Origin of the sequence: uncultured Streptococcus sp. (genome assembly GCF_963545685.1) — a bacterium.
Lineage (GTDB): Bacteria > Bacillota > Bacilli > Lactobacillales > Streptococcaceae > Streptococcus.
In genome coordinates, this window is record NZ_CAUUKN010000003.1 from 1 (window position 1) to 21,977 (window position 21,977).

Consider the following 21,977-nt stretch of genomic DNA (forward strand, 5'->3'; position numbering starts at 1 on the left):
TGACGAAAAGCTAACATCTAGAGAGGACCTGATAGGTCTTCTCTTTTTTTATGTTCAGAATGATGAAGACACGTTTCTTAAAGTTGATGAAGTTTCTAAAACCGAAGCCCAGACGTTTGATGTCTTTGATAAGCTTATTGGTCCCCTCCAATTTTGCATTTGAGTAATGTGTTTCTAGTGCGTTTTTGATGTATGGTTTGTGTCTAAGGAAGGTCAAGCATAATTAAGATAAGAAAGAGAAACGATATGAAAACCACAATTTTTACATTTCACCCTCAATTAAAAACGGGCTCACGCATTAATAAAGAACTGGCAACAGCTGCTGCTGGAGCTGGTTATGACGTGCGAGATATGTACCAACTGTATCCCAATTTTGACATTGATGTCAAAACGGAGCAAAAGATTCTAGAGGTAAGTAATTGCATTGTACTCCAGTTCCCAATTTATTGGTACCAAACGCCAGCCCTCATGAAACAGTGGTTTGACGTTGTTTTTGAATACGGTTGGGCCTATGGTTCGACTGGTACTGCCTTACAAGGCAAGGAAGTCATGTTGGTAGCTAGTTTTGGAGCTGGGCAAGATGACTACACGAGAAACGGCCGCTTCCATGTAACAATTGAAGAGATTTTAAAGCCTATCACTACGATTCAGTATTTGACAGGTCTAACATTTCTGGAACCTCTTATCATAACTGGTACTTTAAACATGGATCAAGAGTTATTATCAAATAAAGTAAATAAATACCTACAAATAATATAAATAAGACATATCAACCCTCTATAAATGGAATATACTTGAATACTAGTGGATATTATTGAGTATATTTCATATTGTCCAATTAGGACAATACATAAAATTTTTCCTGTTTTTCCTCTATACTTTTCCTTAGGAGAAAGATTGATGTACCGACGTTTAAGGGATTTGAGAGAAGACAATGATTTCACTCAAAAATTCGTTGCCGAAAAACTTTCGTTTACTCAACGATATTCAGGAAAGATAAGAAGCATCTGAGTTTAACTTCAGATGCTTCTTTGGTAGTTATTACATTTGGAATGAATCATGTTTAAAATGTTGATGATATATTTTCTATTTTATGTTTAAATCTTTTTCCATTTCCATTTTAAGATTTTTTATGAAGACTTGATCACCAAAAGCTTCAGCTAGTACGGTAGCTGTATTATAAAGCTCAGTCGCTTTATCTCTATTGTTCTCATAGAAAAGATAAAATTTCGCTTCAAAAATGAGTACGGCGGGTTTGTAAGCATGTTGTAGCGTCTTATCAATAATAGTATGCATTTTATCGACAATAGTTTTCATATTTCTATAATCATGATGCATCACATAGATTCCACCTATAGTTGACAATGCCCCCAGTAGTTCAACATTAACTAGCTCTTCCCCTTGTAATTCTTGATTAATTAATTTGCATCGAAAACTTTCAACAATTTCTTCATCATAGTCACCAACTTGACATTGAAAGGTATAGTATTTTATTAGCAGAAGGTCATTCAAGGTGTACTCTTCTTTTTTTAATACCTGGTTCAAATAGTCTTCATATACAATCTCAACAAGATCTTCTTTCTTCTCTTCAGATATAAAATTCAGGGTTCTTTCAATGATATCAATGGTTAATAGTTCTTCTTCTGGTAGAATATCAATATAGTTGTCGTAGAGTTCCTCAATATCTTTTAGCTTTTTCTTGATACGTTCGAGGTCGCCATAGACAGGAGACTTCATGAGTTTATATTTAGCCTGATAATAATCTTCAGGAATGTCTAGTTTTGTTTCACCTAACAAATAGTTGAGGGAAACTCCTAATTTATCACTGATATACTGCAGTTTGACAATGGTTGGCAAAGAACGTCCGAGCTCAATTCTCATCAGCTGTTTGACAGTTAATTCTTCTTCAGTATCACAAACCTGCTCACGTGTTAAACCTATTCGTTCACGTTCTTCACGAATTCTTTTTCCAATCTCGATTTTAATATCTTCAGACATCTGTATTTCCCTTGAGTTTTAATTATATAATAATATACCTTAAAATCATGTGAATGAAAAGACTCTAGGAACTTGTCTGTGTTTCTAGTTAGAGCAAAATAGAGGGAATAAACAAAACAACCATCTAAACTGAGTCTTAGATGGTTGTGGTTATGATTAAGATATTTTTCGTAATCTCTTAGATTGTAGGATGGTCAGTGCAGTAAATAGGAGTAACCAGACTAGCAGGGATAGTGAGCTTGCTACTTGGTCCTGCCACTTAAAGGTTTCAAGGTGATTTAAAGACTTCGTGAAAAGTCCCATATAACTATACTTTACTATACTATCGAAATCTTTACTGATTCCTGAAAGTATTGGAATAAACATACTAATCAGTGTTACTGGAACGCTAATCACTTGGGCAGATACTTGAGTTTTGCTGATTAATCCAATGAAAAGATTGATAAGCATCATTACTAAAGCTGTAGCAAGTGAGATGATAAGATAAGCACCATAATTATTTTCAATATTCAATTCGAGTATTCTAGGAATAGCAGTTGTCATAACTAAGCTAATAAGCACTGGGTAAAACAAAACTGAAAGGATATAGTTTGTACTGTTAACACCACTTAAAAACAAGGTTCTTAAAATATTTTTTTCCTTTTCTTCGGAAACAAAAGTACTGATTGGATTTCCAACTGATAAACTCAAAGATATGGTTAAACAGTTAAGTAATAGAGTGACTTTCATTGAATTGTTTAGGCTACCTTGAATCTCATAAATATATTTGTAGAGAAAGGCAAATCCTAAAGGAAAGAGGATTTGTAGGAGAATGCTTTTATTAGATTTGATTACTCGTTTTCTAAGCCATAGTAAAGATTTTAATTGGTTAAACATTAAGTTTTCCTCCTGTCAGTTGGATGAAGATGTCTTCTAAAGTTGGTTCACATGAGTGGATGGTTTGAATATCCTGAATGGCAGTAATCTGGTTTAATTCAGAGAAGGGAATCACTTTCTCTTGACCTGAACAATAGGTTACTTTTACCATCTTATTGGTATTATATTTCTGAATAAGCTCATTGGGTTTTCCTTCTTCGACAATCCTTCCTTTATTTAGGAGTACAATCTTGTCGCATAAAATGGTAGCCTCGTTCATGTCATGTGTTGTCAGAAAAATGGTTGTCCCATGTTCTTTAAGCTCTTTGATGAGAGCGTGAATGGTTTGAGATGTTGATGGATCTAGACCAGAAGTCGGTTCATCAAGAAAGAGAACTTTTGGCTTGTTAATGATAGCCCTAACTAAAAGCATCCGTTGTTTCATCCCTGTAGAGAGTTTTTCTGCTAAGGTTTTTCGATGGTCATAGAGGCCGACACGTTTCATCAAATCGTCAATATAATCTGGTGAAACATTGTAGAGTTTTGCAAAGAATAGAAGATTATCATAGAGTGTCAATTTTTCATAAAAACCACTATTTTCAGTGATTAAACCAATTTTTGACAAATCCTCTTCTTTTAACTGAAGGGATGGTTTGCCTAAGATATAGGTTTCTCCCTGAGTGGGAGTGAGTTGACCTGTTAGGATATTGATTGTTGTCGTTTTACCAGAACCTGATGGACCTAGGAAACCTAAAATTTCACCTTCTTCAACTGTGAAGCTTAGATTTTCTATCGCTTTATAATCTTGAAAGACTTTGCTTAACTGCTTTGCTACGATAAGGTTTGTCATTTATTGATTTCTCCTTTTTAATGATATAAATTAGTATAAACTAAAATAAAACAAATCTAAAGGACATTTATGTCACTTAGATTTGTTTTTTATTTAAATCTTTTTTTCATTTGTATTTTTAGATTTTTGATGAAGACTTGGTCACCAAAAGCTTCAGCACTTTATTATGCTAATTTAATTATTTGATCAAAGTATTTTTCTCTTTCTGAACTAAGGTGATGTGTTACGGTAATGTAGGTAATATCAGGGTTTTTTAAAAGATTATTTTCAATAAAATCAGCATTAGCCTTATCAAGATTGGCTGTAGCTTCATCCATAATAATAATGTTACTACCTTTTAATAATGCTCTTGCAATACCAATTCTTTGTTTTTGACCTTCTGAAAGTAGATCATTAGATACCTTTTCCTTTAAACGCCCCTGTAAGTCCAGTAAATTGACATCTTTCAAAACTTTTTTAATGTCATTTTGAGTAATGTCTTGAGACCACAGCGTTAAATTATTTTCAAGTGTGTCATTGTAAATATGTGTAGAATTACTAATATATGCGACTTGAGAAACAATGGAATTTTCATCAATTTCTTTTAACTCTAAATTGTTGTATGTTACATGACCAGTATAATTCTGTAGATTTCCTAAGATAATATTTATCAATGTTGACTTGCCACTTCCAGATTCACCAATAATAGCATATTTTTTATTTTTAACTAAGTTGAGATTGAGTTTAGAGAAGACTTTCTTATTACCAAAATTGTATTCTAAATCGGAAATATCAATGTTCTCAATGTTATTGACTGTTTTTTTCTCGGTATTTTTAGAAGAAATCTCAAATTTTAAAAATAAAGGTTTAACAGAATTGATTGCCACTTGTAGTTGATTAAGTGTTGTTAATGAATTAAAAATATTACCTGAAATTTGTCCCACAGAAGATATAGAACCAATTGAAACTTGTCCTAAAGTGATAAGTAAACCTGTCAAGAAAAGAATTGACACTTGTGCAATAATAGAAAACGTAGACATGATTATCTCTATCCTAGTACTGTTTTGAGTAAAGTTTACTTTTTGTGTGATATAGTTTCTAATGATTTTTGTGGTCTGAATTAATAAAGTAGGTTTTTTGTTCGAATAATAAAGTGTTTGGTATCCTGATAATTGGTCGTTTAATCCAGATACGAGCTCTTCGTTTGCAGTTGAAAAAAGCGACATAAAATGTTGCATTTTTGTAGCAAATGGTTTAGGAAGGTAGGTAAGACAAATTGTTAATAGGATAGTTAGAACTACAATTCTAATATCAAAACTTAAAAGAGCAATAATAGAAAAGAGGGTGGTGAATAATGTAGAAAATAGATTATATAAGTTCGAAAAGCCACTATTTTCGATGATTTGAATATCATTATTCAATATGGAGATATGATCTCCGATAGTTTTGCTTTGGAATGTATGGAAAGAAGCATTAGTTATATTTTTGATATAATCGGAACGAATTTTTAGAGACATTTCTTGTATTAACTTAACCTGATGAATATTAATGATATAGGTAAATACAAGATAGAGAAGGTAGAGTGATATTTCAATTCCCAACCAAATAAGGAAACGTTTAAAATTACCTGCGACTAATTGATTGGTCATAAATGCTAAGGTAACAGAAGCACCTACAAGAAATGCAGAATTACAAGCAATGAGAATGATATGCAATAAATTTTTAAATTTAAATTGTAAGATGTATTTTTTCATAATTTTTGTCCTTATTTTGTACCGTACTTATCAAAGCGTTATAGATTAGTTGGAAAAATCATGGTATCAATCATAAATATTCTCCTTAAAAAAACTAGAACTATAAAAAGATATTATCTTTTTACAGTTCTAGCTTACATCATTTTAAACATCAAAGTTAAATATTGTTATATAGTGGAATTTAGTAGTTCTTCATAGTAGGCTTCATGAGATAGGAGTAGATTGTCTGCTCCTAAAGTTTTGAGAATTTCAAGGCAGTTCTCAATAAGTTTTTTTCCAATTTCTACTTTACCTGATTTAATCCAGAATGCTCCTAAAAGTATATTATACTCAAGTTTTTCGTGTAAAAGGGTTTCTGGAATACCTATATCTGAAATGATATCTAAATATGACTTTGCTAAATCCAGTTGATTTCTTTCAATAAATTCAGATGTTGCATTTATCAGTATATCAAGCCTAATTTTTAGATTAGATTCATTATTTCCAAAAAGGGTTGTTTTGTAAATGATTTCTTTAACAAGTAAATTGAGAGTTTCTGAAGAAATAGCTGGCATACTATTTCCTAGTATGATCAACTCCCTCTTACCCCATTGTTCAATATCAAAAAGATAGTCTGTGATAATTTTTATCTTATCCTCATCTACGTCTTCACTTGTAATGGTAGATAAAAAGGATTCAATCATGATTGTATTATACAGGAATAGTTTTTTATTGCTATCATGATATTTTTTAGTTTCTTCTTTTAGGTATTCTTTTAAAGCAAGGACATCATTTTGATAATACGCCTTACTAACACGTTCTAACAGTAGTTCTGTATAAGTCGGTTTTTCTTTTGAGAGAATACCATAGAATTCTTCTATACTAACATCTAGATTTTCTAGTAGTAAGAAGAACCGAGATAAAGAAATTTCTGATTCTCCACGCTCAAATTTTGACAAGAAAGATAGAGATAAGTAGTCACCAGCAACGTCTTTTAAAGTTAATTTTTTTGATAAGCGAATCTTTTTGAAAAGTGCGCCCATTTCTCTTGTTTCAATCATAGAACTTCTTTCAATAGGTAAAATTTTAATAGATTATATCAAAAAGATAAAAGGAAGTAAAAAGGCCTATGTTTGGCGAACATACGCCTTCTTACTTTTTTATCTTTAAATCTTTTTTCCTTTCCATTTTTAGATTTTTGATGAAGACTTGGTCACCGAAGGCTTCGGCTAGTACGGTGGCTGTATGATAGAGCTTGGTTGCTTTCTCTAGGTTATTCTCATAATATAAATAGTATTTCGCTTCAAGCATTGCTATCCCAGGTTGATAGGAATGTTGCATAATAAAATGCATGACCTCATACATTTTATCAACAACAGACTTCATTTCTTTATAGTCATGATGCATCACATAAATCCCAGCTACAGCTGATAAAGCCCCCAATAGTTCCACATTGGATAATTCATCACCTTGCAATCTTTGTTTTATTAACTTCATTCGAAAATGCTCAATTGTAGCTTTATCATATGAAGAACCTTGACATTGTACAGCATAATATTTTATCAACAAAAGGTCATTCAAGGTGTACTCTTCTTTTTTTAATACCTGATTCAAATAGTCTTCAAATACAATCTCAACAAGATCTTCTTTCTTCTCTTTAGATATAAAATTCAGGGTTCTTTCAATGATATCAATGGTTAGAAGCTCGTCCTCTGGTAGTATGTCAATATATTTTTCATAAAGTTCTTCAATATCCTGTAGTTTTTTCTTGATACGTTCAGAATCGCCATAGACAGGAGACTTCATGAGTTTATATTTAGCCTGATAATAGTCTTCAGGAATGTCTAAATTAGTTTCTCCCAACAAATAATTCAGGGAAACATTTAGTTGATTACTGATGTATTGCAGTTTGACAATAGTTGGCAATGAACGACCAAGCTCAATCCGCATCAGTTGTTTGACGGTTAATTCTTCTTCAGTGTCACAGACTTGCTCACGTGTTAACCCTTGTCGCTCACGTTCTTCACGAATTCTTTTTCCAATCTCTATTTTAATATCCTGAGACATACATTACCCCTATGATTCAGATTTTTAATACTAATATAACGTAAAATCGAAATAAAGTCCAAAAGACTTTGAATCTAGTGTACAATAGAATCTACAGGAGTTTACAATTATGAAACAAACGCATTTTGCGAGCTCAATAGCCTTCAATTTTTCCTCTCAAATATTATTTAGAATATTAAAAATGTTATAATAGTAAATGAGAAAGGGGAGACGATGATGAAGATCTTAGCAATTAATCCTATTTCGTTTAAAAAAAGAATGATGGAATTTCTATTTGATTATCTTTTCATTCTAGCTTATTTATTTCTTCTGTTTTTAGGTTCTATGCTTATTTATTTCATTTTTTTTAATGGTGTCCCAGAATTTACAGAAATTCAGTCGCAGTGGCTCGTATTTTTCACCTCTGTTTTGCCAATCACGCTCCTTTTCACATTCTTGGATTATGCAAATAATGGGAGTTTTGGGAAGGTAAAAGCGGGACTTGAACTGGTCTACCAGAAAAAAACAGTGCAAGCTAGCTTAATCAGAAATACCATTAAATTTTTACCTTGGCAAATAGGTCATATGGGAACGATTCATGGCTTCTATAGTAATTTTGATGTATTATCCATTATCCTCTCGATTTCGGCGACTCTACTTGCAGTTTTCTTACTAGCAATGATGATGTTCAGGAAAGATAAGAGGCATCTAGGTGACCTCCTAGCTCACACACAGGTACAGCTAAAAGGTGACTAGGATTAAGTCACTGTCGAATTGGTATGGTAAAAGATACCTTAAGAAACATGAGGATAAGTTAAAGTGAAAAGTTAAACTAAGGAAGTCATTATGATAACCTCCTTTTTTTTTATTGTTATAAATACTGTCCAATAGAATAATTATAGGAGTTTACAATTATAAAACAATCATATTTTGTGAGGGCTCTTTGGTTTGGTATTATTGGAAATAGCCTACTAACAGGCTCAGATTAAGCATAAGTAAGAGACTTTCGAATGGCAAATTCGGAGGTTTTTCATTTATCTGAAAAATATAACAGAAAAAGATGACGTTTTCAGATTATAGTGTTATAATGATATTAAAAGTAAGCGTTTACCGTTTTAATATAAATGCTAGAGATATTTCCGGAAACTTTGATAGGCTTATTAATAAAGGCAAATGTATTGACTTTGAATTTTCATGAAAAACGAGATAACATTTAATGTTACTCTAAAGAAGGAGAAGAGTCATGAATGATACTGTTTGTAAAAATTGGTTTATGCGTAAAAGTGGGAAGACATGGGTCTATGGCTGTGCACTGGTAAGTTTTGCAGGCTTGGCCCTAGTTGGTCCTGTCTATGCGGACCAAGTGGAACCGGCGACTGTGAGCCCAACAGCTCAAGAAGTGGTAGTTCAGACTGATCATCAAGTCGCCCCTCAAGTGGAGGTTGCTCCTAGCACGACCAAGGAAGCCCCCCAGGTGGTAGAATCTAGCCCTTCCCCTGTTACCGAGCCAGCTAAAGCATCTGAAGAGAATGCCACTAAGTCTAGTACTGATCAACCAAAAGAAGTGCCAACACAGGCTAGTGAGGCTGAAATAGTGACTAATCAAACGCAAAAAGCTGATTTGAATCAGACCAGTCAAGAAAGGCCAGTTATAACGAATAGTACCAGTCCTGTTCATGTGACAGAAGATAAAACGGATTTGCCTAATAATGAAGCAGTTACCAATCTTGAAGGAATGACCGCAGATCAAAATGGTCACTGGGAAATGAAGGATGATGGTATACATTCAGAAGCCAAAGACAGGGGAGACTCTTTCCTTTATTCTCAATCTGAGGGTAAAAATTTTATCTATTCAACTGATGTGACCTTCAAGGAAGTCGGTGGTGCCGCAGCCCTCATTTTCCGTGGTAACAATGACAGTAGCGATAAAAATATGTATGGGGTCAATGTGGACTCTGGTAACCATAAGGTTAAGTTTTGGCGTTGGGTCAATAATCAGGATATTCAACTCGTAGATGAAAAAGATGTGACACCAACTGTTGATGAAACCTACAATCTTAGGGTGATTGCAGCCAATCAGTGGCTATCTTATTATGTCAATGATGTACTTGTGGCTAGTACAGGTGACTCTGTTCTTCAAAAAAGTGACAAGGGTCAACCCCAGGTTCTTTCAGAGGGCTACTTTGGTCTTCTGAATTGGAATGCCAATGTCATTTTCAGAAATACCCGTTATGTCAATCTTGACGAATCCAGTCTTCCTTTGATTGATAACCTTGTGGTAACTTCAAAGACAGGCTCTGTTGAAAAACAAGCTCAATTCTTCTCCGAAGAACCACTTCATATCCAATATGTAGGCCATAATGCTGAGACGGTGGGCTTTGACATCACTAAGCACAATCCTAATGCTCTTATCAGGGTAGAAGATGCTAAAGGAAATGTCTACACAGATATTTCTCAATTGCCAGTGGCTGTGGGTGCCAATTACTTTACCATTGAAAGTAGTATGACCGATTCGCTTGGTCGTCCTGTGACCTTGACCTACCGTGTCAATATCCACCGAAGACAGAGCGATGATGTGTATTACAACGAGCTTTATCGGGATCAGTATCATTATTCTGTTAAGGATGGTTGGGCTAATGACCCTAATGGTTTGGTCTTCTACAAGGGACGTTACCATCTCTTCTATCAATTTTACGATGATACCAAATGGGGTCCAATGCACTGGGCCCATGCGACCAGCCGAGACTTGCTTCATTGGGATGAAGAGCCAATTGCTTTTTATCCAGATGCAACAGGTCACATGTTCTCAGGCTCTATCGTGGTTGACAGTACGAATAGCTCAGGTCTCTTCAAATCTCCGGAAGGTGGCCTGGTAGCTATTATCACTTCAAACGGTAATGGGCAACGGATTGAAATTGCCTATAGTGAGGACGAGGGTAGAACTTGGCAAAAATATGATAAGGTGGTTGCCGACTGGTCTCAGGACCCACTTCAAAACCAAGATTTCCGTGACCCTAAGGTCTTTCGCTGGGATAACCAATGGTTTATGGTCCTTGCTGGTGGTCCACTCCGCATTTATTCCTCACCAGATTTGAAGAACTGGCAGGTTGAAACAACCTATAAGGATTTACATACAGAATGTCCAGACCTTTATCCAATAGTGGCCAATGATGGGGCTCTCAAGTGGGTACTCTCACGTGGTGGTCGTTCTTACAAGGTTGGTGATTTTAAACAAGTGGGTGGCAAGTGGGCCTTTGTAGCTGATGAGGTCTACCAAGACCATGATGAAATCATGAACTTTGGTAAGGATTCCTATGCTGCCATGACTTATTATGTTCATGATTTTGGGACAGCTAGCCATCCAAATATCCCTCAATTGACTGAAATCAACTGGATGAACACCTGGGAAGACTATTGTAATCTGGTTGCCGATACTGTTGGCCAAAAATTTAATGGTACCTTTAACCTTAACCTTGACCTTGGTTTGGTCAAATCAGGCGACCGTTACCTCTTAACACAAACTCCTGTTAAGGCCTATGAAAGCCTCCGTGATACAGATAATGCCCAGTATTTTGAAAATGTCACAGTAGCTTCTGACAATGAACTGCTTAAAGATTTCACAGGCGACACTTATGAAGTGGTTTCTCACTTTGTACCAGGTAAGGACACGACAGCAGTTGGTTTTAACCTTCGAGTTGGTGATGGTCAAGCTACTAAGGTCGTTTACGATTTAAGCAAGGAAACCTTGTCTATTGACCGTAGCCAATCTGGTACAATTCTTTCTGATGCCTTTGCTAAGGTTAATAGCCAACGGGTGACTCGCAATGAAGATGGTTCTATTGATTTGCACCTTTATGTAGACCGTGCGAGTGTAGAAGTCTTTGCTAAGGGGCATACAGTGGCTGGTGCTAACCAGATTTTCCCAAGCCCAAGAGCCGTTGGAGCAAGTGTCTTGGTTGAAGGCGGTCCAGCCAGAGCAAACATTGCTATTTATCCAATTAAGAGTACTTGGACTGACAAGAAGGAAGTCACAAAGGCTGTTGCCATGAACACAACAGCTTCAGGTCATTTAGCCCTTGAAGTCGGTCAAAGTAAGGACTTGCAGGTTTACCTCGCACCGGCTTCTGAAGAGCAAGATGTGACATGGACAGTTAGTGATCCAAGTTTGGTGTCATTCACTGAACATGACAATAAACTTACTCTCAAAGCCCTTCATAAAGGTAATCTCACTGTCACAGCAACCTCCGTTGAAAATCCTTCATTGACCAAGACCTTTAATATTGCCATCACACTTAACAATTTTGCGACTAATCTCAAAGGCTTGAAGGCAGTTACTGGTGATTGGTATATTGATGACGACACGCTTTACGATAGCAATATCAGTGCCAATGACTACTTCATGGCCTATGAAAGTAATGGCTTCAAACAATTTGACTATGATATCGACGTCAAATATCAACATGGTTTGGTCAACCTCTTTGTAGCTGCGGAACGTGAAGAACCAGGTCGTGCCTACTCTGTCCAATTTGCTGTTAATGATACTGTTCGTCTCTTCCGTTTTGGTGGTGAAACCATCGCTGAAACTCATTTGGATAAAGCAATCAATGATGGCCAGTATCATCACGTCAAGGTTGAAAAGGGCAAGGACACGATGACAGTCTATGTTGATGGCAAGGAAGTTCTCCATCATCAATTTGATGCCGTGGACAATTACTTCAATCAAGCCCATGTAGGTGTCGGTCTTTGGGATGGAGCCGTTGAATTCCGAAACTTCTTCGTTACTGAAAAAATGACAAACTCAAGCAGTAGCACAACTGACGAGATGATTCAACCGGATCCTCAGCCAGAGCCAAATCCGGAAAACAAACCAGATGAACCCAAACATCAGCCAGAAGTGTCTCCAGAGCCTGAACCAACTGGACAAACTGGTGGCCAAGACAATACAGGTACAGTACCATCCCCATCCTCATCTCAGGACAATGCTAGTAAGCAAGAAGAAAGTAACACTCCAGTGGAAACACCAAAGACTATCGCTCCAGTAGTTGACAATCTTCTAAAAACATTTAACAAATTTAGTCTTTCAACCTTTCTTGCAAGTATTGCTAAAGAAACATGGCACTTTTTAACAAAATGGCTATTCAGCTAAGACGGACAAGCTATTTGTTTGATGTAAGCGAAGTGTAAGAAGAAAAAACTTAGAAGCATTTTTGCTTCTAAGTTTTTTAATTAGACATATTATAGTTTTGAATTAGTCATTACGGATGTCGACTGATTCTCAACCAAAGATTTCTTTTGCTAGTGCTTTTCCTTTTGGAGTTGCTGCTAAGCCACCTTCAGCAGTTTCACGAAAGGCAGTTGGCATGGCTGATCCCACCTGATACATAGCGTCGACAACCTGGTCTACTGGAATAGCCGATGTGATACCTGCCAGTGCCATGTCGGCAGCGACTAGGGCAAAGCTTGCCCCCATGGCATTACGTTTGACACAAGGGACTTCGACTAATCCAGCTACGGGGTCGCAAATGAGTCCCAACATATTTTTTAGTACAAAGCAAATGGCTTGGCTAGCTTGGAAAGGTGTTCCACCAGCAGCCATTGTAATAGCGGCAGCAGCCATAGCAGAGGCGGAACCGACTTCGGCTTGGCAGCCTCCCTCGGCACCAGAAATCGAGGCATTATTTGCGATGACTAGACCAAATGCACCCGCAGTGAAGAGAAAGTCCAATTGTTGTGATTCGGTTAAGCCCAGTTTTTCGATAGCAGTTGTAAGAACAGCAGGCAGACAACCAGCTGATCCAGCAGTTGGTGTAGCACAAACCAAGCCCATCTTGGCGTTAGATTCATTGACGGCCATGGCATTTCTAGCAGCACCCAAAACAGCAGAATCAGCCAAGGTCTTTCCATTTTTGATATAGGCATCCAGTTTGGCAGCGTCTCCCCCGGTTAAGCCAGTTGGTGATTTCTCAGGAGACAAACCAGCCTGAACAGACTCCTTCATCACTTCAAGATTTCGAGCCATCAGAGCTAGGATTTCAGGACGTTCCCGTCCAGTTAGCTCTGTCTCTGTAGCAATCATGAGTTCGGCGATATTACCTTGGTAATCTCGGTCAGCTTGTTGAACTAATTCTTCAATAGTGTAAAACATGCAATCCCCCTCTTAGCTGAAAAAGTTGACATTATGTAGATGAGGAATTCTAGCGATTTCAGTGACGGCCTCATCACACTGGTGCGAGTCAATTTCGATAATCATAATGGCCTTTTCACCGGCGTTTTCCCGAGTAACAGTCATTTGGGCGATATTGATGCCATAACGCGACAAAATATCTGTGACAAGGGCAATCATTCCTGGAACGTCTTGGTGGACAATGATGAGAGTCGGTGTATTCATCTTGAGATTGACCGCAAAACCATTGAGTTCAGTTACTTGGATATTTCCTCCACCGATAGAAACGCCTGTGGCAGAAATGGTTTTTGTAGCATTTTTTAAGGTGATACGAGTCGTATTGGGGTGTGGCGCATTACTATCCTTGTTAATTTTCCAGTAGACCTTAATGCCTTTTTCGTATGCGATATCCAGAGCGCGTGGGATGTCAGGGTCGTCCGTTTCCATACCTAAAATACCAGCCACTAGAGCCACATCTGTCCCGTGACCTCGATAGGTTTTGGCAAAGGAATTAAAAAGTTGAAATTCTACCTCAGTCGGTGTCTCACCAAAGATGGCAGAAACAATCTTGCCAATACGAACAGCTCCTGCAGTATGACTAGAGGAAGGCCCGACCATGACAGGTCCGATGATGTCAAAAACGGATTGAAATTTTAAATTTTTCATAACACGCCTCGTTTGATTAATCTTGTATTTTCAGTATACCACGAATTAAAGAGATTCGCTGTTTAAGTAAAAATCTATAGAATCAAAAAAAATAACCTACTTTAAGCTTTCTTTAAGCTTCAATGGATATAATAGCAGTCTATTAAGTAAGCAATACTTATTTTTCATAAATCTGAGAGGGTGGCCTGTGGGTCGCCCTTTTGTGTTTCTTTAATTATATGTAGCTGGATTGTGGTAAAATAGAGCCTAAAGATTTCCAGTTAGAAAGGATATACCATGACCTACACGCATTTACTTTTCGACCTTGACCACACCCTCCTAGATTTTGACCGTGCTGAAGATTTGGCTTTGACCTACCTTCTTGAAGGGGCTGGGGTGGCTTCACGAGATCTTAAAGTTTACAAGGATCACTATATCCCCATGAATCGTTCCATGTGGGAAGATCTCAATCATGGTTTAATCACTAAGCCGGAATTGCTTCGCACTCGCTTTTCTCGTCTTTTTGAGCATTTTGGACAGGAGGTTGATGGCAGTCACTTAGCTGGCCGTTACCAGCATTTCTTGAGCCAACAGGGGCAGGAGTTGCCTCAGGCCCATGCTTTCTTATCGAACGTTAAAAATCGCGGTCACAAGATTTATGCAGCAACTAATGGTGTTAGCTACATCCAACGTGGTCGTCTGCAAGCCTCAAGCATCTTGCCTTTCTTCGACGATATTTTCATTTCAGATGAAGTGGGTGCCCACAAACCGTCTACGGACTTTTTTGAAAAAATTGCGGATCAGGTGAATGACTTTCATCCCGATTCGGCCCTCATGATTGGTGATAGTCTAACTGCTGATATTCAAGGTGGTAATAATGCAGGAATTGACAGCATTTGGTTTAATCCAAAAGGTTTGGTTAATGAGACTCCAGCTGTTCCAACCTATCAAGTCAAAAACTACCAAGAAATTTTGACGATTTTGAGCAAATAGACCTCTTTTCAAATTGTATTTACCCATGACTATTAAGAGCTTTTCAGCTCTTTTTTTGCTACAATGAAAGCATGAATAATCTGATTAAACATAAGCTGGAATTGCTCCCAAACAACCCGGGGTGCTATCTCCACAAGGACAAATTCGGCAATATTATCTATGTCGGTAAGGCTAAAAATCTAAAAAATCGTGTGCGTAGCTATTTTCGTGGAAGTCATGATACTAAGACGGAGCTTTTGGTATCTGAGATTGCAGACTTTGAATTTATCGTAACCGAGTCCAATATTGAGGCCCTGCTTTTGGAAATTAATCTTATCCAAGAGAATATGCCTAAATTCAACATCCGCCTCAAGGATGACAAGTCTTATCCATTTATCAAGATTACTAAGGAGCTCTATCCAAGGCTCTTGATTACCCGCCAGGTTAAGAAGGATGGCGGTCTCTATTTTGGTCCTTACCCAGACTCTGGTGCGGCCAATGAAATCAAGAAGCTTTTGGACCGTATTTTCCCCTTTAAGAAATGTAAAAATCCGGCCAATAAGGTCTGTTTCTATTACCATATTGGCCAATGTAATGCCCACACCATCTGTCACACCACTGAGGACTATTGGCAAGGTTTGGTTGAAGATGTCAAGAATTTCCTAAACGGTCATGATGATAAAATCGTTAATCAGCTTAAGGCCAAGATGAAGGATATGTCTGACCAGATGGAGTTTGAGCGTGCTGCGGAGTATCGCGATTTGATTGAGGCGGTTTCGACGCTTAGGACCAAGCAAAGGGTTATCCGTCAAGACATGCAGGACCGTGATATCTTCGGTTACTACGTGGATAAGGGGTGGATGTGTGTTCAGGTTTTCTTTGTTCGCCAAGGGAAACTCATTCAGCATGATGTCAATATGTTCCCTTATTATAATGATGCTGAGGAAGATTTCCTAACCTATATGGGTCAGTTTTATCTGGATAGTCGTCATCTCAAGCCTAAGGAGATTTTCATTCCAGGAGACATTGATCAAGAGTCTGTTGAGGCTCTAGTTGGAGATGAGGTCAAGGTCTTTAAACCTCAACGTGGAGAGAAGAAGCAGTTGGTTAATCTGGCGACGAAAAATGCCCGCGTCAGTTTGACCCAAAAATTTGATCTCCTCGAAAAAGACTTGGCTAAGACCCAAGGAGCTATTGAAAATCTAGGCAAACTCATGGGGATTCCGACACCGGTCCGTATCGAGTCTTTCGATAACTCTAATATCATGGGAACTAGCCCTGTCTCTGCCATGGTTGTCTTTGAAAATGGTAAACCTAATAAAAAAGAGTACCGCAAATACAAGATTAAGACTGTTGAAGGTCCTGACGATTATGCCAGCATGCGTGAGGTCATTCGTCGACGTTATAGTCGTGTCAAACGCGATGGGCTAACACCACCAGATCTTATTATCATGGATGGTGGTCAAGGACAGGTCAATGTGGCCAAGGATGTGCTTCGCAAGGAACTCAATCTATCTATCCCAGTTGCAGGTCTTCAGAAAAATGACAAGCACCAAACCAATGAATTGCTTTTTGGAGATCCTTTGCGAGTCATTGATTTGCCACGTCAATCCGAGGAATTTTTCCTTCTTCACCGTATCCAAGATGAAGTTCACCGTTTTGCTATCACCTTCCACCGTCAAGTTCGTAGTAAAAATAGTTTCAGCTCCAAACTTGATGGCGTGGAGGGCCTTGGACCTAAGCGCAAACAAAAACTTCTCAAACACTTCAAGTCTATGACAGCTATCCAAAAAGCTACTGTTGAGGACATCCAAGCACTTGGCATTCCAGAAAAAGTAGCAGAGGCTCTGTTAGATAAATTAAATGATAACAATTAAGTTAGACTTTTCAAGTAACTCAGAAAAACTTGGTAGGGTGATTGATAATTCAATGATTTCCTAGGAATTCTATTTCTTGAGAGTGGGACAGAAATCGGTAATTCGTTAGAATTCGATTTCGTCGTCCCACCTCCGCACAGTTGAGTAGGGCTGTAAAAGCTGATGAAATCAGCGTAGTAGAGCCCACTCAACCACTGCGTCTTGCTCGACAATCCAAAAACAATAAAGAGGCTAGGACTTTTGTCCCAGCCTCATAATTTTGAGAAATATTAGTAAAATCCATTTGATGTCGAGAAAGAGAATGACAAACAAGTGATTGTCTTGCCTGAAGAGACGAAGGAACGGATAACGGGTGATTTGTTTGAGGGACTTTATCGGAAACGACAGATTGGATTTGGAAAACTCTTCAAGACTATCAAGAAAGAATTAGACTTAGATGATGTCGAAGATGGTAATCTTGTTCAGACTGGAGAGGATAGTCAAGAAGTATCGCGAGGTCAGGAAATTGTAGCCGTTTGGAATTGGCAGAGAAAGAATTATTTTTTACAGTTACTAAGAAATATGTTAGTCAGTTTTATTATTAGATGTATTTAATTTGCTGTAGTAATTGACAATTACGGCTGATAAGCATCCAAAAAAAATAAGTCCATATACAGTTAAAAAGACGCTAGTAATACGTCCGATTAGAGTAGTAGCTAGTATATCTCCGTAACCTACTGTTGTTGATGTGACAAAAGCATACCATAGTCCATCCCAGTAATTACTTATTTGAGGTTCAACTAATAAAAGTATTCCTCCTGAAATAAAAATAAAACTTACAAAACTTATCAAAAATTGATTAAAACCTGTAACTTTTATAATATGAAATAGAGTATTTAAACGTTTCATTTGGTTCTCCTTTGTTATAGTGTTAATGAAAATTATAGCATACAAAAAGTGTTTAAATATGTATTTTAGACACTTTTTATATTAATTTTTATTATGTTTTCTTGATAGTAAGCCTCTATCGTTACAAGCTCGTTTGTGGTAAGATGAGTATAGGTCATTTATCTTAGTTCCTTTCAGACAAATGTGGTGTTTATCTGAGCCTAACATAGATGGCTTTTTCTGTCTAGCTTAATTTTACAAATTGGGTTATTTATTCTTCATAAGATTTGAAGGGTTGATCTTTTTTAGGGTATCGTGTCGGTGTGATTGACAGTCCCATCTTGTCTTTTTCGTGTAGCAATTCAATGACTAGGGAAACCATAATCAGTACCATGATGAGTGAAAATGGAAAGGCTACGATAATCAGCGTATTTTGCAAGGCTACTAAGCCCCCTGAAAGAAGTAAGACGATGGCAATAGTCGCAAGGAGTACGCCCCAGAAGATTTTAAGGTTATTCTTTGGTTTGAGATTCCCATCATCAGAGAGCATAGCTAGCACATAGGTCGCAGAGTCTGCTGACGTGATAAAGAAGGTAATGATCAGGATGATGGCAACAACGGAGGCAATAAAACCAAATGGCAGTTGACTGAAGGTTGCAAACAAGGTCTGCTCACTTGGAAACTGTGTTAAATCTACATTTCCAAGTGATTGAACATGCGTTGAAAGTGTTCCAAAGGTAGAAAACCATAAAAAGCTTAATACAGTCGGTGCTAATAAGACGATGGATAGAAATTGTCTGATACTACGTCCTTTAGAAATTCTGGCAATAAAAACTCCCACGAATGGTGACCAAGAAATCCACCAAGCCCAATAGAAAATCGTCCAAGTATTGATCCAGTCACGATTGTATTGACCAAAGGAACCAGCACTGAAACTCATACGGAAGAAATTGGAAATATACAGTCCGATACTATCGGTCAAGGTATTAAAAATCTGGACTGTGGGACCGATGATTATGGTGATGGCGAGTAGTCCAACCGCTAAAATAAGATTGGTGTTTGATAAGATTTTTACCCCTTTTCCAAGACCAGAAAGGGCTGAAATGGTAAAGAGGATGGTTGTGATAATTATGATAATAACTTGCACAAGGGCATTGTTTGGAATACCAAAGAGGTAGTTGAGTCCCCCATTGATTTGGGCTGCCCCAAAACCAAGAGTGGTTGCCACCCCGATAACAGTAGCGACCACTGTAATCGTATCTACAATCTTACCAAGGCTACCGTTTGTTTTTTTACCAAACAAGGGCTTTAAGGTAACCGATAAAAGATATTTCTCTTTTTTTCGGAAACCAAAGTAGGCGAGGGCCAGGGCGATTAAAGCATATATTGCCCAGGCATGGATGCCCCAGTGAAAGAAAGTGTAACGGAAAGCATCGGCTAAGGCTTCCTGCGACCCTGGGGTAGCTCGTACCGTTGAAATGGCATAATGGGATAAGGGCTCTGCGGCACCGTAGAAGACAAGGCCGATTCCCATTCCAGCAGAAAATATCATGGCAATCCAAGAGATAGTAGAGTGTTCAGGCACCGAATTGGGTTCCCCCAGTTTGATTTGCCCAACGGGACTAACCAGGAAAAAGCCACAAAGTAGAACGATTGACGTGACCAGTAATAAGTAAAACCAGCCAAGTTTATCTGAAATAACTTCCCTTAGTTGTTCTGACCAAACTTGGTAGCCGTCAGGCATAACAATACCAAGAAGGACCAGGATAGCCAGTAGCACAAAAGAGGTTTTTAAGACCGGCGTTAAATTTTTAGTTGACATAAAATCTCCTTTCATTCTCTACCATTATATCAAAAATGATAATAACTTAAAAATGAGGGGAGATTAGATAACACCCAGCTAGTTATAATTTTTAGTTGATTAACTAGAGACGTTTAAGAACCTAAATTGTCAAATTAAGTTAGACTTTTCAAGTAACTCAGAAAAACTTGGTAGGGTGATTGATAATTCAATGATTTCCTAGGAATTCTATTTCTTGAGAGTGGGACAGAAATCGGTAATTCGTTAGAATTCGATTTCGTCGTCCCACCTCCGCACAGTTGAGTAGGGCTGTAAAAGCTGATGAAATCAGCGTAGTAGAGCCCACTCAACCACTGCGTCTTTCTCGACAATCCAAAGACAAATTGAGAGGCTAGGACTTTTGTCCCAGCCTCATAATTTTGAGAAACATTCGTAAAATCCATTTGTTTCGGTAATCCATTTCGTCCTATATGTTAGTTCCTTTCAGATAAATGTGGTGTTTATCTGAGACTAGCCTAGATGGCTTTTTCTGTCTTGCTTAATTTTACAAATTTGGTTATAATAAGATTAATTAAAAAGGGAAAGGAGTCATGCTATCAAAAACGAAGCTAAAATTGAACGTCTTTATGATAAGAGTCGTCGCGGCTTTCTTCGTGGAATCTTTAGTCGTGCTACGATTATCTTCTTGATCATCTTACTGCAGCTTGTTGTTGTGGCCATGTCTTACCTCTGGTTGCATCAATATAGGATACACCTGCAAGTTACAGAAGTAGTCCTTCGTATTCTGGCCATTATTTATCTCTTTCAAAGTGATATGGAATCAACAGCCGTCAATACTTGGCTCCTGATAGTCTTGCCTTTTCCAATTATCGGAACCTTGCTCTTGGCTTATACGAAACTTGATATAGGTTACACAGGGATGAAGCGTGCTATTCAGAGCAATATTGACCGCAGTTCTGGTATTCTGAAACAAGATAATCAGGCCCTCGAAGAGCTTAAACAGCGTCACACCAGCAACTATAACTTGGTCCAATATCTTGAAAATGTGAACGCTTCCTTTCCAGTTTATCGTCACACGAAGACGACCTATTTCCCAAGTGGTGAAGCCAAGTTTGAGGAAATGAAGAAACAGCTCCTTAAAGCAGAGAAGTACATTTTCTTGGAATATTTCATCATTGGTGAAGGTGAAATGTGGGGTGAAATCCTAGCAATCTTGAAACAAAAGGTTCAAGAAGGGGTGGAAGTTCGAGTCCTGTATGACGGTATGAATGAATTTTCAACTTTGAGTTTTGACTATAAGAAACGATTGGAAAAAATTGGCATTCAATCTCGAGTTTTTGCCTCGGTAACCCCTTTCCTGTCAACCTATTACAATTACCGTGACCATAGAAAAATCTTGCTGATTGATGGTAAGGTTGCTTTCACAGGCGGGGTTAATTTAGCTGACGAGTATATCAACAAGATTGAGCGTTTCGGTCATTGGAAAGATACTGCCTTGATGCTGGAGGGCCCAGCGGTTGATACTTTTTTAGTTCTCTTTCTTCAGATGTGGACCTATTCTAACGAAACCTTAGATGTTACGCCGTATATGGTTGAACATAAGGTCTTTGATACCCCTGGCTTTGTTGTTCCTTATGGAGATATTCCATTGGACAAGGATAAAGTTGGTGAGAATGTCTATATTGACATCCTTAACCATGCGCGCGATTTTGTTCACATCATGACGCCTTATCTTATTTTAGATGGTGAGTTACTACATGCTTTGAAATTTGCGGCCGAGCGTGGGGTAGACGTCAGTATCATCATGCCTGGTATTCCTGATAAAAAGTCAGCTTACTACCTCGCTAAGACTTACTACCCAACACTTTTGGCATCCGGCGTAAAAATCTATGAGTACACTCCTGGATTTGTTCATGCAAAGGTATTTGTGAGTGACAATAGTAGGGCTGTTGTCGGAACGATTAATTTGGATTACCGCAGTCTTTATCACCACTTTGAGTGTGCGACCTATCTTTACAGGACGTCATCAGTGGTTGGTATTGAGGAAGATTTCCAAGCGACAATGGCCAAGTGTCATCGAGTCAGCATGACTGATGTTAAAAATCGACCATTTCACCAGAAGTGCTTGGGCTTATTGACCAGATTAGTTGCGCCATTGATGTAGTGACAAGACTTGTTATAAGAGGGTTGA

At 37.9% G+C, this 21,977-nt stretch carries 17 protein-coding genes and 2 pseudogenes; 8 read left to right on the forward strand and 11 right to left on the reverse strand.

The genetic code is table 11. The annotated features are described in order from the left end of the window. Window positions 1-17: 17 nt before the first annotated feature. Window positions 18-214 (reverse strand): annotated as a pseudogene (locus RWZ99_RS01110) (transposase); the annotation flags it as partial. Window positions 215-246: 32 nt separating this feature from the next. On the opposite strand from RWZ99_RS01110, the gene RWZ99_RS01115 reads away from it, so the two are divergent. Together RWZ99_RS01115 and RWZ99_RS01120 are read left to right on the forward strand one after the other, a co-directional pair. Beyond that, on the forward strand, window positions 247-759 hold the full coding sequence (locus RWZ99_RS01115; protein WP_314675851.1) for an NAD(P)H-dependent oxidoreductase: 513 nt from the start codon (window positions 247-249) through the stop codon (window positions 757-759). Window positions 760-900: 141 nt separating this feature from the next. Beyond that, a pseudogene (locus RWZ99_RS01120) lies at window positions 901-999 on the forward strand (XRE family transcriptional regulator); the annotation flags it as partial. A gap of 87 nt (window positions 1,000-1,086) precedes the next feature. Here RWZ99_RS01120 and RWZ99_RS01125 read toward each other — a convergent pair. The 6 genes from RWZ99_RS01125 to RWZ99_RS01150 all read right to left on the reverse strand — a co-directional run bounded on the left by RWZ99_RS01125 (window position 1,087) and on the right by RWZ99_RS01150 (window position 7,482). Then, the gene (locus RWZ99_RS01125) at window positions 1,087-1,998 is read right to left on the reverse strand and encodes an XRE family transcriptional regulator (RefSeq protein ID WP_314675853.1); all 912 of its coding nucleotides are present in this window, start codon (window positions 1,996-1,998) and stop codon (window positions 1,087-1,089) included. Window positions 1,999-2,154: 156 nt separating this feature from the next. After that, complete coding sequence (locus tag RWZ99_RS01130; RefSeq protein ID WP_314675854.1) at window positions 2,155-2,874, reverse strand: ABC transporter permease; 720 nt, start codon at window positions 2,872-2,874, stop codon at window positions 2,155-2,157. Then, a complete protein-coding gene (locus tag RWZ99_RS01135) occupies window positions 2,867-3,703 on the reverse strand; it encodes an ABC transporter ATP-binding protein (RefSeq protein ID WP_314675855.1) in 837 nt (278 codons plus the stop codon). Before RWZ99_RS01135 ends, RWZ99_RS01130 begins: the two co-directional genes overlap by 8 nt. A 164-nt stretch (window positions 3,704-3,867) precedes the next feature. After that, the gene (locus RWZ99_RS01140) at window positions 3,868-5,436 is read right to left on the reverse strand and encodes an ABC transporter ATP-binding protein (RefSeq protein ID WP_314675856.1); all 1,569 of its coding nucleotides are present in this window, start codon (window positions 5,434-5,436) and stop codon (window positions 3,868-3,870) included. Window positions 5,437-5,603: 167 nt separating this feature from the next. Beyond that, on the reverse strand, window positions 5,604-6,476 hold the full coding sequence (locus RWZ99_RS01145) for a helix-turn-helix domain-containing protein (protein WP_314675858.1): 873 nt from the start codon (window positions 6,474-6,476) through the stop codon (window positions 5,604-5,606). A 91-nt stretch (window positions 6,477-6,567) separates the two neighbouring features. Continuing rightward, on the reverse strand, window positions 6,568-7,482 hold the full coding sequence (locus tag RWZ99_RS01150; protein ID WP_314675859.1) for a helix-turn-helix domain-containing protein: 915 nt from the start codon (window positions 7,480-7,482) through the stop codon (window positions 6,568-6,570). 213 nt (window positions 7,483-7,695) lie between these two features. Between RWZ99_RS01150 and RWZ99_RS01155 the strand changes: the two genes are divergently transcribed. Both RWZ99_RS01155 and RWZ99_RS01160 read left to right on the forward strand, forming a co-directional pair. Further along, on the forward strand, window positions 7,696-8,217 hold the full coding sequence (locus tag RWZ99_RS01155) for an RDD family protein (RefSeq protein WP_179968904.1): 522 nt from the start codon (window positions 7,696-7,698) through the stop codon (window positions 8,215-8,217). 487 nt (window positions 8,218-8,704) lie between these two features. Then, the gene (locus RWZ99_RS01160; protein ID WP_314675861.1) at window positions 8,705-12,607 is read left to right on the forward strand and encodes a GH32 C-terminal domain-containing protein; all 3,903 of its coding nucleotides are present in this window, start codon (window positions 8,705-8,707) and stop codon (window positions 12,605-12,607) included. 129 nt (window positions 12,608-12,736) lie between these two features. Here the strand turns inward: RWZ99_RS01160 and sdaAA are convergent, their stop codons facing one another. Both sdaAA and sdaAB read right to left on the reverse strand, forming a co-directional pair. Beyond that, window positions 12,737-13,606: an L-serine ammonia-lyase, iron-sulfur-dependent, subunit alpha gene (gene sdaAA / locus RWZ99_RS01165; RefSeq protein ID WP_014634647.1), complete on the reverse strand. Its 870-nt coding sequence runs from the start codon at window positions 13,604-13,606 to the stop codon at window positions 12,737-12,739. Window positions 13,607-13,618: 12 nt separating this feature from the next. Then, window positions 13,619-14,290 (reverse strand): L-serine ammonia-lyase, iron-sulfur-dependent subunit beta, encoded by a 672-nt coding sequence (sdaAB, locus tag RWZ99_RS01170; RefSeq protein ID WP_002885347.1) that lies wholly within the window; start codon window positions 14,288-14,290, stop codon window positions 13,619-13,621. A 276-nt stretch (window positions 14,291-14,566) separates the two neighbouring features. On the opposite strand from sdaAB, the gene RWZ99_RS01175 reads away from it, so the two are divergent. From RWZ99_RS01175 to RWZ99_RS01185, 3 genes are all read left to right on the forward strand, one after another. Beyond that, on the forward strand, window positions 14,567-15,262 hold the full coding sequence (locus RWZ99_RS01175) for a YjjG family noncanonical pyrimidine nucleotidase (RefSeq protein WP_037600698.1): 696 nt from the start codon (window positions 14,567-14,569) through the stop codon (window positions 15,260-15,262). Window positions 15,263-15,333: 71 nt separating this feature from the next. Further along, window positions 15,334-17,118, forward strand: coding sequence for an excinuclease ABC subunit UvrC (uvrC, locus tag RWZ99_RS01180; protein ID WP_314675863.1), 1,785 nt, complete (start codon window positions 15,334-15,336; stop codon window positions 17,116-17,118). A 312-nt stretch (window positions 17,119-17,430) separates the two neighbouring features. Beyond that, on the forward strand, window positions 17,431-17,712 hold the full coding sequence (locus RWZ99_RS01185; protein WP_002891204.1) for a protein rep: 282 nt from the start codon (window positions 17,431-17,433) through the stop codon (window positions 17,710-17,712). Here RWZ99_RS01185 and RWZ99_RS01190 read toward each other — a convergent pair. Next, window positions 17,683-18,006 (reverse strand): potassium channel family protein, encoded by a 324-nt coding sequence (locus RWZ99_RS01190; protein WP_003096828.1) that lies wholly within the window; start codon window positions 18,004-18,006, stop codon window positions 17,683-17,685. The genes RWZ99_RS01185 and RWZ99_RS01190 overlap by 30 nt on opposite strands. Window positions 18,007-18,256: 250 nt before the next feature. Beyond that, window positions 18,257-19,807 (reverse strand): BCCT family transporter, encoded by a 1,551-nt coding sequence (locus tag RWZ99_RS01195; protein ID WP_002885312.1) that lies wholly within the window; start codon window positions 19,805-19,807, stop codon window positions 18,257-18,259. A gap of 592 nt (window positions 19,808-20,399) precedes the next feature. Between RWZ99_RS01195 and cls the strand changes: the two genes are divergently transcribed. Beyond that, window positions 20,400-21,950: a cardiolipin synthase gene (gene cls / locus RWZ99_RS01200; RefSeq protein ID WP_172798563.1), complete on the forward strand. Its 1,551-nt coding sequence runs from the start codon at window positions 20,400-20,402 to the stop codon at window positions 21,948-21,950. The last annotated feature ends 27 nt before the right edge of the window (window positions 21,951-21,977 follow it).